Origin of the sequence: Nocardia cyriacigeorgica (assembly GCF_010858045.1) — a bacterium.
Lineage (GTDB): Bacteria > Actinomycetota > Actinomycetes > Mycobacteriales > Mycobacteriaceae > Nocardia > Nocardia cyriacigeorgica_E.
The window spans coordinates 45,904-67,238 of the sequence record NZ_JAAGVC010000019.1 but is presented as its reverse complement, the minus strand read 5'-3'; the positions used below and the strand labels follow the sequence as shown (position 1 = coordinate 67,238).

Sequence of the window (21,335 nt, the reverse complement as noted above, 5' to 3'; positions counted from 1 at the left end):
ACCCTGCCGCAATTGCTGGCCACCGCCGTCGAGGCGAATCCGGGTGGTGTCGCGGTCACCTACGCCGATGCCACCTCGCTCGGCAGCCTCACCTACGCCGAGCTGGACGAACGTTCCACCCGGCTGGCGCATCTGCTCATCGCGCGCGGGATCGGACCGGAGGATCTGGTCGCGGTCGGGATTCCGCGGTCGCTGGAATCGGTCATCGCGGTGTGGGCGGTCGCCAAGACCGGCGCCGGTTTCGTGCCGGTGGACCCGAACTATCCCGCCGACCGGGTCGAGCACATGGTCACCGATTCCGGTGCGGTGTTCGGCCTGGCCGTGGCCGCGGTCCGGGACGACCTGCCCGATCGGGTGCAATGGCTGCTCATCGACACCCCGGAGACGGCGCGGGCGCTGGAGAGCTACCCGGTCGACCCGGTGACCTATACCGACCGGGTGCGGCCGCTGCGTGCCGAACATCCGGCCTATGTCATCTACACCTCGGGTTCCACCGGTCTGCCCAAGGGCGTGGTGGTCACCCAGGCCGGCCTGTCGAGTTTCTGCGATGAGCAGCGCGAACGCTACCGGGTCGGCCCGGAATCGCGCACCCTGCATTTCGCCTCACCGTCGTTCGACGCCTCGGTGCTGGAACTGCTGCTGGCGCTGGGCGGCCCGGCCACCATGGTGGTGGTCGCGCCCACCGTGTACGGCGGCGACGAGCTGGCCGCGCTGCTGCGCCGCGAAGGCGTGACGCACGCGTTCATCACCCCGGCCGCGCTGGCCTCGGTGGATCCGGCGGGCCTTGACGAATTGCGGGTGATCGTCGCCGGTGGTGAGGCGTGTCCGCCGGAGCTGGTGCGCCGCTGGGTGCTGCCCATTTCCGAGGGCCGCACCCGCGAATTCTTCAATGGTTACGGTCCAACCGAGACCACCATCATGACCAATATCAGCGCGCCGCTGGTGCCGGGCGAACCGGTGACCATCGGCGGGCCGATCCGCGCCATCACCGAACACGTCCTGGACGAGCGGCTGATGCCGGTGGCCGACGGTGCCGTCGGCGAGCTCTACATCGCCGGTGCCCAGGTGGCGCGCGGCTACCACGCGCGGCCCGCGTTGACGGCGGCGCGCTTCGTCGCCAACCCGTTCGACCCCAGCGGCGCTCGCCTCTACCGCACCGGCGACCTGGTCCGCATCACCCCCGATGGCGAGCTGGAATACCTGGGCCGCAACGACTTCCAGGTAAAGATCCGTGGTTTCCGGATCGAGCTCGGCGAGATCGACGCCGTGCTGGCCGCGCACGACAGCGTCGATTTCGCGGTGACCGTCGGGCATCGGCTCGAATCCGGTGCGATCATCCTGGCCGCCTATGTGCACGCCGCGCCGGGTGCCGTCATCGATGTCGCGGAACTGGACGCGTTCGCCGAACGCAGCCTGCCCGCGCATATGGTGCCCACCGCCATCACCGTGCTCGACGAGATCCCGCTGACGCCGGTCGGCAAGCTGGATCGACGCGCGCTTCCGGAACCGCAGTTGCAGACCAGGGTGTTCCGCGCGCCGAGTGGTCCGCTGGAGCAGGCCGTCGCCGAGGTGTTCGGCGAACTGCTCGGCAGCGGCGAACCCGTCGGCGCCGACGACGATTTCTTCGAACTCGGCGGCAACTCACTCATCGCTACCCGGGTGGCCGCCCGATTGGGTGAGGCCGTTGGCGCGCGGGTGCCCGCCCGGCTGATCTTCGAAGCGCCCACGGTGGCCGGGCTCGCGCGCAAGCTGGAACCGTTGAAGGGTGCGGGCGGACGGCGCCCGCTGACGCCCATGCCGCGCCCCGAGCACATCCCGCTGTCGCTGGCCCAGCAGCGCATGTGGTTCCTCAACCAGTTCGACACCGCCTCGGCGGCCAACAACATCCCGTTCGCGGTGCGCCTGGATGGCCTGCTCGATGTGGCCGCGCTGCAAGCCGCGGTCGCCGACGTGATCGACCGGCACGAAACGCTGCGCACGATGTACCCGGCCATCGACGGCACCGGCTATCAAGTGGTGGTGCCCGCCGCCGAGGTGGTGCCGGATCTGGCGCCGAAACCGGTGTCGGAGGCCGAACTACCGGAATGGCTCGGCAGGCTCGCACTGACCGGATTCGATGTGGCGGCGGAAGTGCCGCTGCGGATGGCGCTGGCCGAGGTGGGGCCCGAACAGCACGTCATCGCCGTGGTGGTGCACCATATCGCCGCCGACGGCGCCTCGGTCGCGCCGTTCATGCGGGACCTGCTGGCGGCGTTCCTGTCTCGCCGCAACGGTGCGCGCCCCTCGTGGGCGCCGCTGGCGGTGCAGTACGCCGATTACACGCTGTGGCAGCGCGAGGTGCTGGGTTCCGAGGACGACCCGGAATCGCTGGCGGCCACCCAGATCCGGTTCTGGCGCGACGCGCTGGCCGGTGTGCCGGATCGCATCGAACTGCCCGCCGACCGGCCGCGGCCGTCGATCGCCTCCGGTCGTGGCGCGGTCTACGACTTCGAGATCGACGCCGCCACCCATGCCCGGCTGGCCGAGATCGCCCAGCACACCGGGGCCTCGGAGTTCATGGTGGTGCACGCGGCCTTCGCGGTGCTGCTGGCCCGGCTGGCCGCCACCGACGACGTCACCATCGGCACGCCGGTGGCGGGCCGCGGCGAACGCGAACTCGACGCGCTCATCGGCATGTTCGTCAATACGCTGGTGCTGCGCACCACCGTCGATATCGGGTCCTCGTTCACCGACCTGCTCGATGAGGTCAAGGACGCCGACCTGGCCGCGTTCGCGCATGCCGAGCTGCCGTTCGAGCGGCTGGTCGAGGTGCTCGATCCGGTGCGTTCGCAGGCGCATCATCCGCTGTTCCAGGTGGCGCTGTTCTTCCAGAACATGAGCGCGCCGCGGCTGGAACTGCCGGGTCTGGCCGCCGAGGGCGTCGAATTCGCCGGTGCGGTGGCCAAATTCGACCTCCAGCTGACGATCGTGCCGCGCACCGTCGACGGCGCCGCCGCGGGCCTGTCGGCCCAGTTCACCTATGCCACCGATCTGTTCGACGAGCCGACGGTGGCCGAATTCGCCCAGCGTTTCGCCCGGGTGCTGACCGGTGTCGCCGCGGACCCGCAGGCTCCGGTCGGCGAGATCGACCTGCTGGCCCCGGCCGACCGCGACCGTGTGCTGCGCGAGTGGAACGACACCCGCTTCCCGGTCGCGCCGGAACTGCTGCTCGACGGCTACCGGCGCACGGTCGAGCAGCGCCCGGACGCGGTGGCCGTGGTGTACGAGGGCGAGGAGCTCACCTACCGCGAGTTCGACGACCGGGTCAACCAGCTCGCGCGGCTGCTGATCACCCAGGGTGTCGGCGCGGAATCGCTGGTCGGTCTCGCGGTGCGGCGTTCGCTGGACCTGGTGGTCGGCATGTACGCCATCGTCACCGCCGGCGGCGCGTATGTGCCGCTGGACCCCGATCATCCGGCCGAACGCATCGCGCACATCCTCGACACCGCGCAACCGGTCTGCGTGGTCACCACCAGCACCGACGCCAGGTCGCTGCCCGCAGGCACCCCCGCGCTGCACATCGATACCGCCGACCTGTCCGGCTTCGACGCCGCACCGGTGCGTCCGCAGGAGCTGCTGCGCCCGGTCCGGCCGGAACATCCGGCCTACGTCATCTTCACCTCCGGCTCCACCGGCCGCCCCAAGGGCGTTTCCGTCTCGCACGCGGCCATCCACAACCAGATCACCTGGATGCTCGCGGAGTACCCGCTCGGCTTCCACGACGTGTACCTGCAAAAAACCGCCACGACGTTCGATGTGTCGCTGTGGGGCTATTTCATGCCGCTGCGCGCCGGCGCGCGGTTGATCGTGGCGACCCCGGACGGGCATCGCGATCCGGCCTACGTCGCGGAAACCATTGCCGCGCAGCAGGTGACGGTCACCGACTTCGTGCCGTCGATGCTCACTGTCTTCGCCGCGCACACCCGCCCCGGCGCGGTGCCGACGCTGCGTGAGGTGTTCGTCATCGGTGAGGCGCTGCCGCCGGAGACCGTGGCGGCGCTGCGCGCGGTGTGCACGGCGAATGTGCACAACCTGTACGGCCCCACCGAGGCCGCGGTCTCGGTGACCTTCTGGCCCGCCGCCGGCTCCATCGAACGCAGTGTGCCGATCGGGTTGCCGCAGTGGAATACCCGGGTGTACGTGCTGGATTCGCGGTTGCGTCCGGTGCCGCCCGGCGTCGCGGGCGAGCTGTACCTGGCCGGCGATCAGCTGGCCCGCGGCTATGTGCGCCGCCCGGACCTGACCGCCGACCGCTTCGTCGCCAACCCGTTCGGCAACGGTCAGCGCATGTACCGCACCGGCGATCTGTGCGTGTGGCGCGAAGCCACCAGCACCACCCCGCATCGCCTGGACTACCTGGGCCGCACCGATTTCCAGGTGAAGTTCCGTGGTCAGCGCATCGAGCTGGGCGAGATCGAGACCGCGCTGCTGGCGCAGCCGTCGGTGAGCCAGGCGGTGGCGCTGGTGGTGCCGACGTCGCTGGGCGACCAGCTCGTGGCCTACGCCGTCCCCGCACCCGGCCACAGCATCGACCAGACCGCGTTGCTCGCGGCCGTCGGCGAGACCTTGCCCGCCTACATGGTGCCCGCGACCATCGTCGCGCTCGACGCCTTCCCGCTGAACCCGAGCGGCAAGCTGGACCGCAAGGCGCTGCCCGAGCCGGTGTTCGAGACGCGCGCCTTCCGCGCGCCGGCCACGCCGGTGGAGGAGATCGTCGCCGGTGTGTTCGGTGAAGTGCTCGGGCTGAGCCGGGTCGGCGCCGATGACGATTTCTTCGCCCTCGGCGGCAATTCGCTGGTCGCCACCCAGGTCGTCGCGCGGCTCGGGGCGGCGATGGATACGCGGGTTCCGGTCCGCGCGCTGTTCGAGACCTCGACGGTATCGGCGCTGGCCGCCGCGCTCGATTCGCAGACCCACACCGACGGCCACCGCATCGCGCTCGGCAGCATCCCGCGCCCGCCGCAGCTGCCGTTGTCGCTGGCACAGCGGCGCATGTGGTTCCTCAACCGCTTCGACCAGGGCGAAGGCGCTGCCGCCGCGGCGGGATCGGCCGCCTACAACCTGCCGTTCGCGCTGCGGCTCACCGGCGCGCTGGATACCGCCGCGCTCGGCGCCGCCCTCGACGACGTGGTCGCCAGGCACGAGGTGCTGCGCACCGTGTACCCGGAGACGCCGCAGGGCCCGGTGCAGGTGGTGCTGCCCGCCGGGCAGGTCGGCCTCGATGTGGCGGTTCGCCGGCTGGCACAGGTCGACGTCGCGGGCGCGGTCCACGCGCTGGCCGCGCAGCCGTTCGATGTGACCGAGGAAGTGCCGGTCCGGGTGCGGTTGATCGAGATCTCCGATCTACCGGAGGGTTCGGCGCCCGAGTACGTGCTCGCGGTCGTGGTGCATCACATCGCGGGCGACGCCTCGTCGATGGGTCCCCTGGTGCGCGACGTGATGGTGGCCTACGCCGCGCGGGTGGCGGGCGAGGCGCCGTCGTGGGCGCCGCTGAAGGTGCAGTACGCCGATTACGCGCTGTGGCAGCGTGCGGTGCTCGGTGACGAATCCGATCCGGAATCCGTTGCCGCGCGCCAGCTCGCGTTCTGGCGTGCGCAGCTGGCCGGGCTGCCCGATGTGCTGGAACTGCCCGCGGACCGGCCGCGTCCGGCGGTGGCGTCGATGGCCGGTGGCCGGGTCGAGGTGTCGATCGATGCGGGCACCCACGCCGGTCTGGTGGATCTCGCGCGCAGCCACAACGCCACCCTGTTCATGGTCGTGCACACCGCGTTCGCCGTACTGTTGGCGCGGCTGTCGGGGCAGGACGATATCGCCGTCGGCACCCCGGTCGCCGGGCGTGGTGAGCGTGAGCTCGATGACGTGATCGGCATGTTCGTCAACACCGTGGTCTTCCGGACCCGGGTCGACGGCGGCGCCTCGTTCGAGGATCTGCTCGCCCGTCAGCGCGAGGTGGACCTCCAGGCCTTCGCGCACGCCGACGTGCCGTTCGAGCGGCTGGTCGAGGTGCTGAACCCGCCGCGCTCGACCGCCAGGCATCCGCTGTTCCAGGTCGGGTTGTCGTTCCAGAACGTCGCGCGGGCGGAACTGGAATTGCCGGGGCTGAGTGTCGGTGCCGTGGACGCCGATCTGGACGTGTCGCAGTTCGATCTGCATCTGATCGTCTCCGACGTCTATGACGAATCCGGCGCGCCCGCGGGCCTCGGCGGCTTCTTCACCTATGCCACCGACCTGTTCGACGCCGCCACCGTCCGCGCCTTCGGCGATCGGCTGGTCCGGCTGCTGAAGGCCGTGGTCGCCGATGCGGGCGCGGCGGTCGGCGATATCGACCTGCTCGATCCGGTCGAACGCGCCGATGTGCTCACCACCTGGAACGACACCCGCCGGGAATTGCCCGAGGCGGAGCGGACCACGCTGGTCACCCTGCTGGATCGCACGGTCGCGGCAGCGCCCGGGGCCGTGGCGATCGTCGCCGATCGGGAGGGTGCGTCGAGCCGGCTCACCTATGCCGAACTCGATGCCCGCGTCAACCGGCTGGCCCGGCATCTGCTCGCCCTCGGCGTCGGTCCGGAATCCCGGGTCGCGCTGGCTTTGCGCCGCTCGCCCGAGCTGGTCATCGCCATGTACGCGGTGTCGCGGGCCGGTGGCGCCTACGTCCCGCTGGATCCGGACCAACCGGCCGAACGCACCGGCCACATCCTCGATACCGCGCGACCGGTCTGCGTGCTGACCGATGCCGCCACCGATTTCCGCACCGATCAGGCGCTGCTGGTCCGTCTCGACGACGTCGACCCGCTGACCTCCGCCGCGCCCATCTCCGACGCCGAACGCGTGGCGCCGATCCGCCCCGGCCACACCGCCTACGTCATCTTCACCTCCGGCTCGACCGGCAGGCCCAAGGGCGTCGCGGTGCCGCACGCCGCGATCGTCAACCAATTGCGATGGAAGACGTCCGAATTCGCGCTCGGCGCCGATGATGCCGTGCTGCTGAAGACGGCGGCCACCTTCGACCTGTCGGTGTGGGAGTTCTGGTCGGCCGCGGTGAGCGGCGGCAGGCTCGTCATCGCCGCACCCGACGGTCATCGCGACCCCGCCTACCTGCACGACCTCATGGTGCGCGAGCAGGTCACCACGTTGCATGTGGTGCCGTCCATGCTGGACGCGTTGCTCATCGCCTCCGACACCGCGCCGCCGGCGCTGCGCCGGGTGCTGGCCATCGGCGAGGCGTTGCCCGCGGTACTGGCTCAGCGTTTCCTGGCCGCGAATCCCGGTGTGGCGCTGTACAACCTGTACGGCCCGACCGAGGCCGCCGTCTCGATCACCACCCACCGGGTCACCGGCGCCGACAGCGCGAGCGTGCCCATCGGCGCGCCGGAGTGGAACAGCCGGGTCTACGTCCTCGATGCCCGGTTGCGGCCGGTTCCGGTGGGCGTGCCCGGCGAGCTGTATCTGGCCGGCGCGCAGCTGGCCCGCGGCTACTTCGGCCGCCCGGATCTGACCGCCGACCGCTTCGTCGCCGACCCGTTCGGCGACGGCGAGCGCATGTACCGCACCGGCGACCTGGTGGTGTGGAATCGCGATGGTGAGCTGGAGTACCGGGGCCGCACCGACTTCCAGGTGAAGATCCGTGGCTTCCGCATCGAGCTCGGTGAGATCGAGGCGGCGCTGCTGGCGCTGCCGGAGGTCGCGCAGACCGCGGTGCTGGCGAAGTCGGATCCGCACACCGGTGACCGGCTGGTCGCCTACGTGGTGCCCGCCGGGTCGCACGGCGCGGGCTTCGACCTGCCCCAGGTGCTCGCCGCCCTCGGCTCGGCTCTGCCCTCGTACATGGTGCCCTCGGCGTTCGTGGTGCTGGATGCGCTGCCGCTGAACGTCAACGGCAAGCTGGACCGCAACGCGCTGCCGGAACCGGAGTTCGAGGCGCGCGAATACCGCGCCCCCGCAACACCGGTCGAGGAGATCGTGGCCGGCGTCTTCGGCGAGGTGCTCGGCATCGACCAGGTCGGCGCCGATGACGATTTCTTCGCCCTCGGCGGCAACTCGCTGCTGGCCACCCAGGTCGCCGCCCGGATCGGCGCGGCGCTGGAGACCCGGGTGCCGGTGCGGGCGCTGTTCGAGGCCTCGACCGTGGCGGCGCTCGCGGTGAAGGTCGAACACACCGCGACCGAGACCGCACGCGTCCCGCTGGTGGCGAAGCCGCGACCGGACCGGATTCCGCTGTCGTTCGCCCAGCAGCGCATGTGGTTCCTCAACCAGTTCGACACCGCGGCCGCCGTCTACAACATCCCGGCCGCCATCCGGCTCTCCGGCGAGCTGAATGTGCAGGCGCTCGAGCAGGCGGTCGGCGATATCGTCGCCCGCCACGAAATCCTGCGCACCATCTACCCGAACACCCCCGAGGGTCCGGTCCAGCAGGTGCTTGCCCCGCGCGAGGTTCCCGTCGACCTCACCCCCGCCCAGATCGGCGAGGAACGGGTGGGCCACGAGGTGGCCGGGGTGGTCGGCGCCGGCTTCGACGTCACCGCCGAAGTCCCGTTCCGCACCAAGCTCTTCCAGCTCGCGGGCAGTGAATACGTGCTGGTGTTCGTGGCCCACCACATCAGCGCCGACGGCTGGTCGATGGGCCCGCTGACCCGCGACCTCATGCTGGCCTATGCCGCCCGCAGCAATGGCAACGAACCCGCCTGGACGCCGCTGCCGGTGCAGTACGCCGATTACGCGCTGTGGCAGCGCGAGGTGCTCGGCGAGGAGACCGATCCGGACTCGGTGGCGGGCGCCCAGCTCGACTACTGGACCAAGGAGCTCGCCGACCTGCCCGACGAGCTGAATCTGCCGTCGGACCGGCCGCGTCCACCGGCGCAGAGCTTCGCAGGCGGCAAGACCGAGTTCGTCGTCGACGCAGGCGTGCACGCCGCGCTCACCGAGCTCGCCCGCACGCACAACGCCACCCTGTTCATGGTGGTGCACACCGCGCTGACGGTATTCCTGTCGCGCATGTCCGGCACCGACGACATCGCCGTCGGCACCCCCATCGCGGGGCGCGGCGAGGCCGAACTCGACGACCTGATCGGCATGTTCGTCAACACCCTGGTACTGCGCACCCGGGTCGCGCCGGAGCTGAGCTTCGACCAGTTGCTCGCCGCCAACCGCGACACCGATCTGCGCGCCTTCGCCAATGCCGACATTCCGTTCGAGCGGCTGGTGGAAGCGCTGGACCCGGAACGCTCGGCCGGCCGTCATCCGCTGTTCCAAGTGGCCCTGTCGTTCGAGAACCTGGCCGTCACCAGCTTCGAGCTGCCCGGCCTGAGCTTCGCCGCCCTCGATCCGGCCGCCGACGCCGCAAAGTTCGATCTGCTGCTCACGGTGCGCGAGCAGCGCGACGAGCACGGCGCCGAAGCCGGAATCGCGGCCGAATTCACCTATGCGCGTGACTTGTTCGACGAGTCGACAGTGGTGGATTTCGGACGCCGCTTCCGCCGCATCCTGGCCTCCGTCGCCCGCGACAGCAGCCGCGCCGTCGGCGATCTGGACATCCTCGACGGTTCCGAACGCCTCGACCTGATCAGCCGCGCGGGCGCACCGGCCGAACCGGTGCGCACCCTGCCCGAGCTGATGGCCGACGCCGTCGCCGCCAATCCCGATGGCGTCGCCCTCGTGGTGGGCGAGCGCTCCTTCCGCTACGCCGAGCTCGATGCCGCCTCCGCGCAGCTGGCGCGGGCGCTGATCGAGCGCGGCGCCGGACCGGATGTGCTGGTGGCGGTGGCCCTGCGCCGCTCGGTGGAATCGGTGCTCGCGCTGTGGGCCGTCGCCAAGACCGGCGCCGCGCTGGTCCCGATCGACCCGACCTATCCGGCCGACCGGATCGCGCACATGGTGCGCGATTCCGGTGCGGCGCTCGGCATCACGATGAACGCCGAACTCGACGAGCTGCCGCCGATGACCGGCAGCGGCTGGATCCGGATGGACGATCGCGGCTTCACCATGGACGTCGCCGGACGGTCGGATCGCCCGATCACCGCCGCCGACCGGCGTGGACCGATCCGCGCCACCAACGCCGCCTACGTCATCTACACCTCCGGCTCCACCGGCCTGCCCAAGGGCGTTGTCGTCACCCACGCGGGCCTGGCGAACTTCAGCGCGGAGCAGGTGCAGCGCTACCAGCTCGACACCTCCACCCGCGCACTGGCTTTCGCCTCACCGTCGTTCGACGCCTCGATGCTGGAGCTGCTGCTCGCGCTCGGGTCGGCGGGCACCCTGGTGGTGGCGCCGCCGCTGATGTTCGGCGGCGACGAGCTGGCCGAGCTGATCAGGGCCGAGGGCGTGACGCACGCCTTCATCACCCCGTCGGTGCTGGCGTCGCTGGATTCGTCGGCGCTGTCCGGTATGCGCGGCATCGTCGCCGGCGGCGAAGCCGTCCCGGCCGAGCTGGTCGCCAAGTGGGGTGGGGTGGACGGGCGCGCCTTCCACAACGGGTACGGGCCCACCGAGACCACCATCATGACCAATATCAGCGATCCGCTGCGTCCCGGCGATCCGGTGACCATCGGTGCGCCGATCCGCGGCATGCGGGCACTGGTGCTCGATGCCAGGCTGCGGCCGGTGCCCGAGGGCGTCGCCGGTGAGCTGTACCTCGGCGGTATCCAGCTGGCCCGCGGCTACCACGCGCGGCCCGGGCTCACGGCCGCGCGCTTCGTCGCCGACCCCTACGGTGCGCCGGGGGAGCGGCTCTACCGCACCGGCGACGTGGTGCGCTGGCGCGGCCGCGAGGTGGAGTATGTGGGCCGCAACGACTTCCAGGTGAAGGTGCGCGGATTCCGCATCGAACTCGGCGAGATCGACAGCGCGCTGGCCGCCCAGCCCGGTATCGACTTCGCGGTCACCCTCGGACGCGAGACCGCCGCGGGCGCCACCATTCTGGTGTCCTACGTGCTGCCCGAGCGCGGCGCCACCCCCGATGTCGCCGAGCTGACCACCCAGCTGGGCCGGGTGCTGCCCGACTACATGGTGCCCACCGCCATCGTGGTGCTCGACGAGATCCCGCTGACCCCGGTCGGCAAGCTCGATCGGCGGGCCTTGCCGGAACCGGTGCTGGAGACCCGCGCCTACCGGGCCCCGCGCAGCACCGCCGAACAGGTGATCGCCGAGGTCATCGGCGACGTGCTCGGCGTCGAGCAGGTCGGCCTCGACGACGATTTCTTCGCCCTCGGCGGCGACAGCATCGTCTCCATCCAGGTGGTGTCGCGGGCCAGGGCCAAGGGCGTCGACTTCACCCCGCGCGACGTCTTCCAGGCCAGGACGGTCGAGGCGCTGGCCGCCGCGGCCACCGTCGCCGGCGCGCCCGGCGACGAGGCCGGTGAGCTGCCCGCCACCCCCACCGCGATGCGGCTGCTGGAGCACGGCGGTACCGGGGTGGAGCCGCGAGCCATCGTGCTCGAGGTGCCCGCCAGCTGCCCGGCCGAAGCGGTGGAGACCGCGGTCGGCGCGGTACTCGATCAGCATCCGATGCTGTGGGCACGCCTGGACCTGACGGGCGCCGCCCCGGTGCTGCGCATCCCCGCCGCCGCCGATCGCGACGAGCCCCACTTCAGCTGGCTCGATCCCGAACTCGGCGAGACCACCCTGCCCATCGATGACGTCGTCGGCGCGGCCGTCGACGCCCTCGATCCGGAACAGGGCCGCAATATCCACTTCGTGGCCACCGGAACCCCCGAGGCCTTCCGGCTGGTGGTGGTGGCCAATGCGCTGGTCGTCGACGATGTGTCCTGGCGGACCATCATCGATCAGCTCACCACCGCATGGAACCGCGGCAGGCACGCCGCCCCCGCCGCACCGGAATCCGGTCTCGGCGCGCTGATCCGCTCGCTCGCCGCGCGCGCTCACTCGCCCGCCATGACCGCCGAGGCGCAATGGTGGCAGCAGACGCTGGCCGCCGCCACCCGCGACGACCTGCCCACCGGCGCCGCCGATCTGCGCTCCCGGCGCCGGGTCTCGCTCACCATCACCGCCGAGGGCACCGAGGCGGTGGCCGCGGTGGCCGAGGCCTACCACGCCACCGTCGACGAGGTGTTGCTCACCGCCGTCGCGCTGGCCCTGCGCACCGCGCAGCGCGAATCCGTCACCCGCGCGGTGGGTTCGGTGATCCGCCTGGACGCCGACGGCCGTGGCGTGGCCGAGATCGACGCGAGCAATATCGTCGGCGGTTTCCGCACCGCCTACCCGCTGCCGCTGCGCCTCGACGGCATCGACGTCTCGGACGCGCTGGTGGGCGGCCGGTCCGCGGGTGCGGCGCTCACCCAGATCAAGGAACTGCATCGCGCGGTGCCGGGACGCGGCGTCGGCTACGGCCTGCTCTGCTACCTGAATCCGGAGGCCGCCGCGGGCCTGCGCGATTTCGGTCGTGGACGTTTCGCGCTGCGCTACCGCGATCTGCGCCCGGCCCGGGTGCACACCGACGCCCCGGCCGACGATCTGCTGCTCGCGCTGACCGTCGACGCCACCGATGACGGCCTGCTCGCCCGATTCGATTACGCGGCAGCGGTATTCGCCGCCGACGAGGTGAAGACCTTCGCCGAGCACTGGATCCGGGCACTGGGCGGACTGGCCGAGCACGGGCTGCGGCCGGACGCCGGCGGTTTCAGCCCGTCGGACTTCCCGCTGATCTCGTTGCGCCAGGAGGATATCGACCGTTTCGCCCGCGACTACCCGCAACTGACCGATGCCTGGCCGGTGACGCCATTGCAGTCGGGCATGCTGTTCCACGCGCTGCTGGCCGACACCTCCGTCGACGTCTACACCACCCAGTTCGTGCTCGACCTCGGTGGCACCGTCGACCCGGCCCGGATGCAGGCCGCCGCGCAGGCGGTGCTGGATCGGCACGCCAACCTGCGGGTGGCCTTCGCCGACGACGCCGAGGGCGCGCCGGTGCAGATCGTGCAGGACGGCATCGAGGTCCCGTGGCGGATGATCGACCTCTCGCATCTGGACCCGGCCGCCGCCGCGGCCGAGGCCGAACGGATCAAATCCGCCGATCTCGCCGACCATTTCGACATGCGCACCGCGCCGCTGCTGCGCTTCACCCTGATCCGCACCAGCGCCGCCGGAATCGGCGCCGAAAGCGCCTACCAGCTGCTGGTCACCAGCCATCACATCCTCATCGACGGCTGGTCCATGCCGCTGCTGATGAAGGATCTGCTCACCCTCTACGCCCTCGGCGGCAACTCGCGGCATCTGCCGCAGGTCCCGCCCTACCGCGACTACCTGGCCTGGCTGATCACGCAGGATCCGGAGGCCGCGCGGCAGGCGTGGCGCACCGCGCTGGACGGCATCACCGAGCCGACGCCGCTGGCGCCGGTGGATCCGGGCCGGGAGATCTCGGCCGGTGTCGGTGAGGTGGGATTCGAACTGTCCCAGGCCGATACGACCGCGTTGACCCGGCTGGCCGCCCACCTCGGCGTCACGGTGAACACCGTGGTCCAGGCCGCGTGGGGGCTGCTGATCGGGCGCAGCGTCGACCGCGACGACGTCGTGTTCGGCGCCACCGTCTCCGGTCGCCCGCCGCAGCTCGACGGTGTGGAAGCCATGGTCGGGCTGTTCCTCAACGCCATCCCGGTGCGGGTGCGTCTCGGCGCCACCGACACCCTCGGCGGACTGCTGCGGCAGTTGCAGGCCGAACAGGCCGATCTGCTCGGCTACCACTACCTGGGGCTCAGCGATATCCAGGACGCCGTCGGGGTGGAGGGCCTGTTCGATTCCCTGGTCGTGTTCGAGTCCTTCCCGGTGGACCGCGAGGGGCTGGCCGAGGCCAGTGCCATCGACGGCATGAACATCACCGGTGTGGGCGCGGTCAACGGCACCCACTATCCGGTAACGGTCATGGTGGTGCTCGACCACCAGCTGCGGGTGTCGGTGAAGTACCTGCGCGACCTGTTCGACTTCGATGCCGCCGATGCGCTCGCGCGCAGGCTGGAAGCCCTGATCGGCCGGTTCGTCACCGAGCCGCAGGCCAAGGTCGCCGATATCGACGTGCTGCTGCCCGCGGAGGCCGCCGAACTGGCCGCGCGCAATGCCACCGAGGTGCCCGAACTGCTCGACGACGCGACGCTGCTGACGTTGTTCGACGCCCAGGTGGCCCGCACGCCGGACGCGCCTGCCGTCCGCTACCGCGACGCGGTGCTCAGCTACCGCGAACTGGACGCGCGGTCCCGGGCGCTTGCCGCCGAGCTGAGCAACTTCGGCGTCGGCCCCGGCACGCTGGTCGGCGTCGCCATGCGCCGCGGTCTGGACCTGGTGGTCTCGATCTACGCGGTGCTGCGCGCCGGTGCGGGCTATGTGCCGATCGACCCGGACCATCCGGCCGAGCGCAGCGAGTACGTGCTCACCGGCGCCGCGCCGATCTGCGTCCTCACCACCAGCGCCGACGGTTTCGGCACCGGCACCGGCGTGCCGGTGGTCGCGGTGGACACGCTGTATCTCGCACCGGCCGACGGCTTCGCCGGCCCTCGGGTGCACCCCGACGAGATCGCCTACGTCATCTACACCTCCGGCTCCACCGGCCGCCCCAAGGGTGTGATGATCACGCATCGGCAGATGGCCAACCAGTTCCGCTGGGCCCAGCGCACCTACCCGCACGATGCGAGCGATGTGGTGCTGCACAAGACACCGATCACCTTCGACATCTCCACCTGGGAGCTGTTCTGGCCGCTGCACACCGGCGCGTCCCTGGTGATCGCCGAACCCGACGGGCACCGCGATCCGGCGTACCTGTCGCGGATCATCGCCGAGAACGCCGTCACCACGGTGCATTTCGTGCCCTCGATGCTCGACGCGTTCCTCGATCCGGTGACCGGTGGCGCCGCCGTGGCCGGATACCCGTCGCTGCGCCGGGTGTTCGCGGCCGGTGAAGCCCTGTCCGGGGAGACGGCCGCGACATTCGCCGCCGCGCTGCCCGGCACCGAGCTGATCAACTGGTACGGGCCCGCCGAGGCCACCGTCGTGACCGCGCATCCGGTGACCGACACCGACGTCACCGCGATCCCGATCGGTACCCCCGTCGCCAATACCCAGGTGCTGGTGCTGGATCGGCAGCTGCGGCCGGTGCCACCCGGCGCTGCCGGTGAGCTGTACGTCGCCGGCGTGCAGCTGGCCCGCGGCTACCACGACCGGCCCGCGCTGACCGCCGAACGCTTCGTCGCGGGCGAGCACGGCGCCCGCCTCTACCGCACCGGCGACGTGGTCCGCTGGGTCGGCGCCGGCCCGGACGCGGCCCTGGAATACCTGGGCCGCAGCGATTTCCAGGTGAAGCTGCGCGGTCAGCGCGTGGAGCTGGGTGAGATCGAGACGATCCTGCTCGGCCACGAGTCGGTGCGTCACGCGGCCGTCTCCCTGGTGCGTGCCGCCACCGGCGATCGCCTGGTGGCCTATGTGGTCGCCGCGCCGGGCCACACCGTCGACGACCGCGAACTGCTCGCCCACGCGCGCGCCGCGCTGCCGTCCTACATGGTCCCCTCGGCCGTGGTGGTGCTCGAGCGGATGCCGTTGAACGCCAGCGGCAAACTCGACCGGATGGCGCTGCCGGTGCCGCAACTGTCGGGCCGTCCGTTCCGCGCGCCGTCCACACCGCTGGAGCGCACCATCACCGAGGTGTTCGCCGAAGTCCTCGGGGTCGAGCGCGTCGGCATGGACGACGACTTCTTCGACCTGGGCGGCAATTCGCTGATCGCCACCCGTGCGGTGAGCAGGCTGCGCACCCGCACCGGCGCCGAGATCCGGGTGCAGTGGTTCTTCACCGACTCCACCCCGGCCGATCTGGCCGCCAGAATCCTGGCCGTGCTGTCCGGCGAGCACGATTACGACCTGGATTCCAACGCCGCGCTCGGCGTGGTGCTGCCCATCCGCACCCGGGTACCGCACGACACCGCGCCCGACGACCCGGTGTTCTGCATCCACCCGATGTACGGACTGTCCTGGTGCTACGCCGGATTCGCCCGCTATCTGCCCGCCCGGTACCCGATCTACGGTCTGCAGTCGCCCGCGCTGTCGGAGGACGGCTACCTGCCGCGCTCGCTGGGCGAGATGGCCCGCCGATACGCCGCCGAGATCCGCGCGGTGCAGCCCGAGGGCCCGTACCGGCTGCTCGGCTGGTCGCTGGGCGGGGTGATCGCGCACGCGATCGCTACCGAACTGCAGGCCGCGGGCCAGGAGGTGTCGCTGCTGGCGATGCTGGACAGCCATCCCGCCATCGACGTCACCGATTTCCGCGCCGCCATCCGCGACGCGCTGGCCGAACTCGGCATCGGCGACGCCCAGTTGCCCGACGGCGATATCCACGACCTCACCGACGAGGCGCTGGCCGCCCTGCACGCCACCATCCCGCCGGATATGGCGGTGCTCACACCCGAGCGGGTGCGCCGGATCTACCGCAGCGCGGTCCGTTCGGCCGAACTCATCGCCGAGCACCGGCCAGGGGTGTTCCGCGGCAGGCTGGACTATTTCAGCGCGGCCGGCCACGATACGGCGGCCCGGAACTGGGACGCCTACGTCGACGGCACCGTCGCCGACCATCCGGTCGCCGCGGATCACGATCAGATGACCTCGCCCGAGGCGCTGGCCGAGATCGGCCCGTTGCTGGCCGACCGGCTCGATCCCGCCCGAACGGCGGGTCGATCATGATCAGATATGGGCGGCTCCGGCATGATGGTGGCAACGGTGAGGTAACGATGTCCATTGTTGTCACGACTACATAGACCGTATGGTCGGGCGTGACGCGGCGGTGTCTGTCCCGGTCCGGACCGGGGTGCCCACCGACAGCTGGTCGTCATGGGAATGCCCGATAAATCTCGATAAGAAGCGAAGGTGCGAAATTGACACGTCGACCCACCCGGCGCCGCGGTACTCGTGCCGCGGCGATGATCGCGGCAACGGCAGTTCTCGCGGGCGTCATGTCCGGACTCGGCGCATCCCCGGCGGCAGCGGCTGACCCGATCATCGACAACCGGAGCCTGCTGGCCGACCCCACCGCGCCCGACGGTTCCCGCATCGTCAAGGCCGAGTACAAGGACGACCGCAACATCCGGTTGCACGTGCACTCCACCGCGATGGACGAGAACGTCATCATCGACGTGCAGCGCCCGGCCGACGCCTCGGTTCCGCGCCCCACCCTGTATCTGCTCAACGGCGCGGGCGGCGGCGAGGACGACGCCTCCTGGCAGGTGAAGACCGACGCCCTCGACTTCCTGTCGGACAAGAACGTCAATGTCGTGCAGCCGATCGGCGGCAAGTGGAGCTACTACACCGACTGGATCGCCGATGATCCGGTGCTCGGCCGCAACAAGTGGAAGACCTTCTTCACCGAAGAGCTGCCCCCGCTGATCGACGGCGCGCTCGGCACCAACGGCACCAACGCCATCGCGGGCCTGTCCACCTCGGGCACCACCGTGCTCGCGCTGCCGATCGCCAAGCCCGGCCTGTACAAGGCCGCGGCCGCCTACAGCGGTTGCGCCCAGACCAGCGACCCGGTGGGCTCGGAGTTCGTGAAGCTGACCGTGGAGACCTGGGGCGGCGGCGACACCATGAACATGTGGGGTCCGCAGGGCTCGGAGGAATGGGTCAAGAACGATCCGTACGTGAACGCCGAGGGTCTGCGCGGCCTGGATCTCTACATCTCCACCGGCAACGGCCTGCCCGGCATGTACGACACCCTCAACGGCCCCTACGCGCTGCCCGGCGCCTACGGCCTGGCCAACCAGATCGTCATCGGTGGCGTCATCGAGGCGGGCACCAACTTCTGCACCCACAATCTGAAGAACAAGCTCGACTCGCTCGGCATCCCGGCCACCTACAACTTCCGGGACTCCGGCACCCACTCGTGGGGTTACTGGCGTGACGAGTTCCAGCGTTCGTGGCCGGTCCTGGCCAAGGGCCTCGGGATCTGATCCCGCTTCCGACGCACGACAGCCGCTCCGGTCATACCGGGGCGGCTGTCGTCGTTTCCGCGGGCCTGTCCGCGTTTATCGGGCCCGCTAGACCCAGTTCTCGATCCAGTACCGCCACAGCACCGGTGCGTACGCCTCCAGCGGCGGCACCGCGATCCCGCTGCCCGCCAGCGCGGCGGTGGTGTGCCGGCAATCGAACCAGCAGCTGAACTCGCTGTGTTCGAGGATGTCGAGCGGCACCCCGACCCGGGGGAGTACCCGTTGAGCGCCGGGCACCCGCAGCATCATGTCCAGCGTGCGTTTGGGCATGATCTCGACCAGGTGCGGCGCGCCGGCCTCGTCGGCGAACAGATTCAGGGCCGGCACCGCGCCGCGGCGACGCGGATCGACCAGGTGATAGGTCTGCTCACCCGGCCCGGGGAGATGGGCGAGGTGGGCCAGCGCTTGCGCCACGAAATCGACCGGAACCATATTGGTCTCACCCAGCTTCGGCACCAGCACCGGCAGCAGCCGCGGCAGTTGGGCGGCCATCCGCAGCAGCCGGAAAAAGTAGTAGGGACCGTCGACGCGGTCGTTCACGCCGGTCACCGAATGCCCGACGACGATCGAGGGCCGGTAGATCCGCCAGTTCAGCCCGGACTCGCGCACGATCCGCTCGGCGTCGAAGGCGGCCCGCTGGGCCGGTGTGGTCAGCTCCTGCCCGACCTCGAACATGTCCTCGGTGAACAGGCCCTCGAAGCGTCCGGCGACTTCGACGGTGGACAGATGATGCAGGTGCTGCGCGCGTAGGTCGGCCGCCAGCTCGACCACATTGCGGGTACCGTGCGCGCGGCCCTCAGGAGGCCGCTGCTGCGCCTCCCGATAACGTTGCTCGTCGTATCCGGCGGCCAGATGGAAGACGTGGTCGATGCGCCCCCGATGCTCGGCCAGCCACAACGGGTCGATGCCGAGGCCGGGCGCACCGAGATCGCCCGGCACCGGCCGCACCCGATCGCCCGCCGACCAATCCCTGGCGCAATAGTCGAAGCGTGCGGCCGAATTCGGCCCCGGCCGCACCACTACATGAATGTCATCCGCACGTTTGAGTAGTTCGGGGATGAGGAACCGACCGCTGAACCCAGTTGCCCCGGTAACCAGGTAAGTCATAGCCGGTCAACATAGTCCCCGGTCTCGGAGCCGGGGCGACCGGTGTGCGTCAGTCGGCGAACACGGCCTTGCGCTTGCCGAGCATCGCCGCCGCGCCCTCCCGGAAGTCGGCCGATCGCAGCAGCTCGACCTGGCCGGTCTTCTCCGCGTCAAGCACCTCGTCCAGCGCACGCAGGGTGGCGATATTGAGCGCCTTCTTGGTGAGTTCGAGCGCGCGGCGCGGGCCGTGCGCGATCTTGTCCACCGCCGCCGCCACGGCGCCGTCGAGCTCGTCGACCGGGAGCGCCGCGGTGAGCAATCCGGCCTGGCGCGCCGCCGGGGCGGGCAGGCGCTTGCCGAGCAGCGCCATCTCGGTGGCGAGTGGGCGTCCGGCCGCCGCGGCCACCAGCGCCGCCGCGCCGCCGTCGGGCATCAGGCCGATATTGATGAAGGCGAGCAGCAGATAGGAATCATCGGCCGCGTAGACCAGGTCGGCGGCCAGCGCGATGCCGACGCCGACGCCTGCGGCCGCGCCGCGGATCCGCGCGATGACGGGCACCGGCGCGTGCACGATCGCGCGGACCAGCCGGTTGGCCGCATCCATCGTCATCTCGGGGGTGATGCCATTGGTGTCGGCGGCCAGATCCGCGCCGGTGCAGAAGTCCGCGCCGTCGCCGGTCAGCAGGACGACCCGTACTCCCGGGTCGTCGGCGAGTGCCAGGAACGTGTCGCCGAGGGCGACCATCGTCTGATACGAGAGGGCGTTCTTGCGGCCCGGATTGCTGAGGGTGACCCGGAGAACCCTGCCGTCCCGCACCGCGGTGAACCCGGCGGTCGGGGATGATGAACCGTCGCTGACCATTTCCGCTCCCTGTGCTGCGATTCGGCGGACACCGGCCGTGAATCGTGGTTAACTTTGCGAATTGTGGTTAACTTAGGATGATTCGTCCGGCGCTGTCAACCGGTGGCGCCGCCGCAGAATGGAGAGCAACATGGTCGCCGATCGCAGCGAGGTCGACCTCGTGCGCACGCGGCCGGCGGGCGGTCGAACCGTGCGTCGCAGGCCCAAGGATCGCAAGGTCCAGATCATCCGGGCGGCGGCTCGCGCCTTCAGCGAACGCGGGTACTACCCGGTCGGTGTCGACGAGATCGCCGCCGAGGTCGGCATCTCCGGTCCCGCGCTCTATCGCCATTTCGCCAACAAGTACGCCTTGCTGGTCGCCGCCGCGGAAGAAGGCGCGCGGCAGCTGCTCGATGTCGCCGTCGCCGCCGACGATCCAGCGCTCGACCCCGCCGGACGTCTGGACGCGCTGATCCGCGCCGTCGCCGACCACACCATCGATATCCGGCGCGAGGCCGGGCTCTACCGCTGGGAGCGGCGCTACCTGGAGAAGGAGGACCGCACCCGCATCAAGGCGCTCTACGACGGCCTCAACGCCACCTTCGCCGCGCCCATCGCGCAGCTGCGCCCGCAATCCCCGCCCGAGGACGTCGCGCTGCTGGCCGCCGGTGTACTCAGCACCATCGGCAGCATCTCCGCGCACCGCACCGCGCTGTCCACCGCCCGGCTGCTGCCGCTGCTGCGCGAGATGTCCACCGCGATCGTGCGCGCCGAGTTGCCGCCCGCGCCGAGTTCGGCCGATCCGGCGCCGCAGCCGCGCGGGCTTCCGGTCACCTCGAAACGCGAACAGCTGCTCACCGAGGCCATCCGCATCTTCGGCAGGCAGGGCTATCACGAGGCGAGCATCGAGGAGATCGGTTCGGCCGTCGGCATCAACGCCTCCAGCGTCTACCGCTACTTCAGCAGCAAGTCCGATCTGCTGGCCGCGGCCTTCCACCGCACCGGTGACCGGCTCGCCATCGCCATCAGCGAGGCGCTGGCCGAGGCCACCAGCCGCGCCGACGCCGTCGACCGCATCGCCGACCGCTACGCCAGGCTCAGCTTCGCGATGCCGGAGATCATGCCGGTCTATTACGCCGAGTTCAGCAATCTGCCGCAGGCCGAGCAGCACAAGCTGCGCGCGATCCAGCGCCAGAACGTCCTCGAATGGGCCAATCTGCTCGATGGCGATCCGATCGAGGCCCGCTTCCGGGTGCACGCGGCGATCGGTCAGGTGATCGATGTGGGCAGGCTGGTGCGGTTCGACGCGCGGCCGGAACACATCGCCAGGGTGCACGCGCTGATGATGGCGGCACTGCTGGGCCCCGCGAGCTGACGCGGACGGCTCGCGACGGATTCCGGCT

At 70.6% G+C, this 21,335-nt stretch carries 5 protein-coding genes; 3 read left to right on the top strand and 2 right to left on the bottom strand.

The window, feature by feature from the left end:
* The first annotated feature begins 15 nt into the window (after window positions 1–15).
* The gene (locus tag GV790_RS17665) at window positions 16–16,704 is read left to right on the top strand and encodes a non-ribosomal peptide synthase/polyketide synthase (protein WP_425343123.1); all 16,689 of its coding nucleotides are present in this window, start codon (window positions 16–18) and stop codon (window positions 16,702–16,704) included.
* Window positions 16,705–16,940: 236 nt separating this feature from the next.
* Window positions 16,941–17,966, top strand: a complete 1,026-nt coding sequence (locus GV790_RS17660; protein WP_163814445.1) for an alpha/beta hydrolase — start codon at window positions 16,941–16,943, stop codon at window positions 17,964–17,966.
* Window positions 17,967–18,053: 87 nt separating this feature from the next.
* Here the strand turns inward: GV790_RS17660 and GV790_RS17655 are convergent, their stop codons facing one another.
* Complete coding sequence (locus GV790_RS17655; RefSeq protein WP_163814431.1) at window positions 18,054–19,112, bottom strand: SDR family oxidoreductase; 1,059 nt, start codon at window positions 19,110–19,112, stop codon at window positions 18,054–18,056.
* Window positions 19,113–19,161: 49 nt separating this feature from the next.
* A complete protein-coding gene (locus GV790_RS17650) occupies window positions 19,162–19,953 on the bottom strand; it encodes an enoyl-CoA hydratase (protein ID WP_163814430.1) in 792 nt (263 codons plus the stop codon).
* 130 nt (window positions 19,954–20,083) lie between these two features.
* Between GV790_RS17650 and GV790_RS17645 the strand changes: the two genes are divergently transcribed.
* Window positions 20,084–21,307: a TetR/AcrR family transcriptional regulator gene (locus GV790_RS17645; protein ID WP_163814429.1), complete on the top strand. Its 1,224-nt coding sequence runs from the start codon at window positions 20,084–20,086 to the stop codon at window positions 21,305–21,307.
* Window positions 21,308–21,335: the final 28 nt, after the last annotated feature.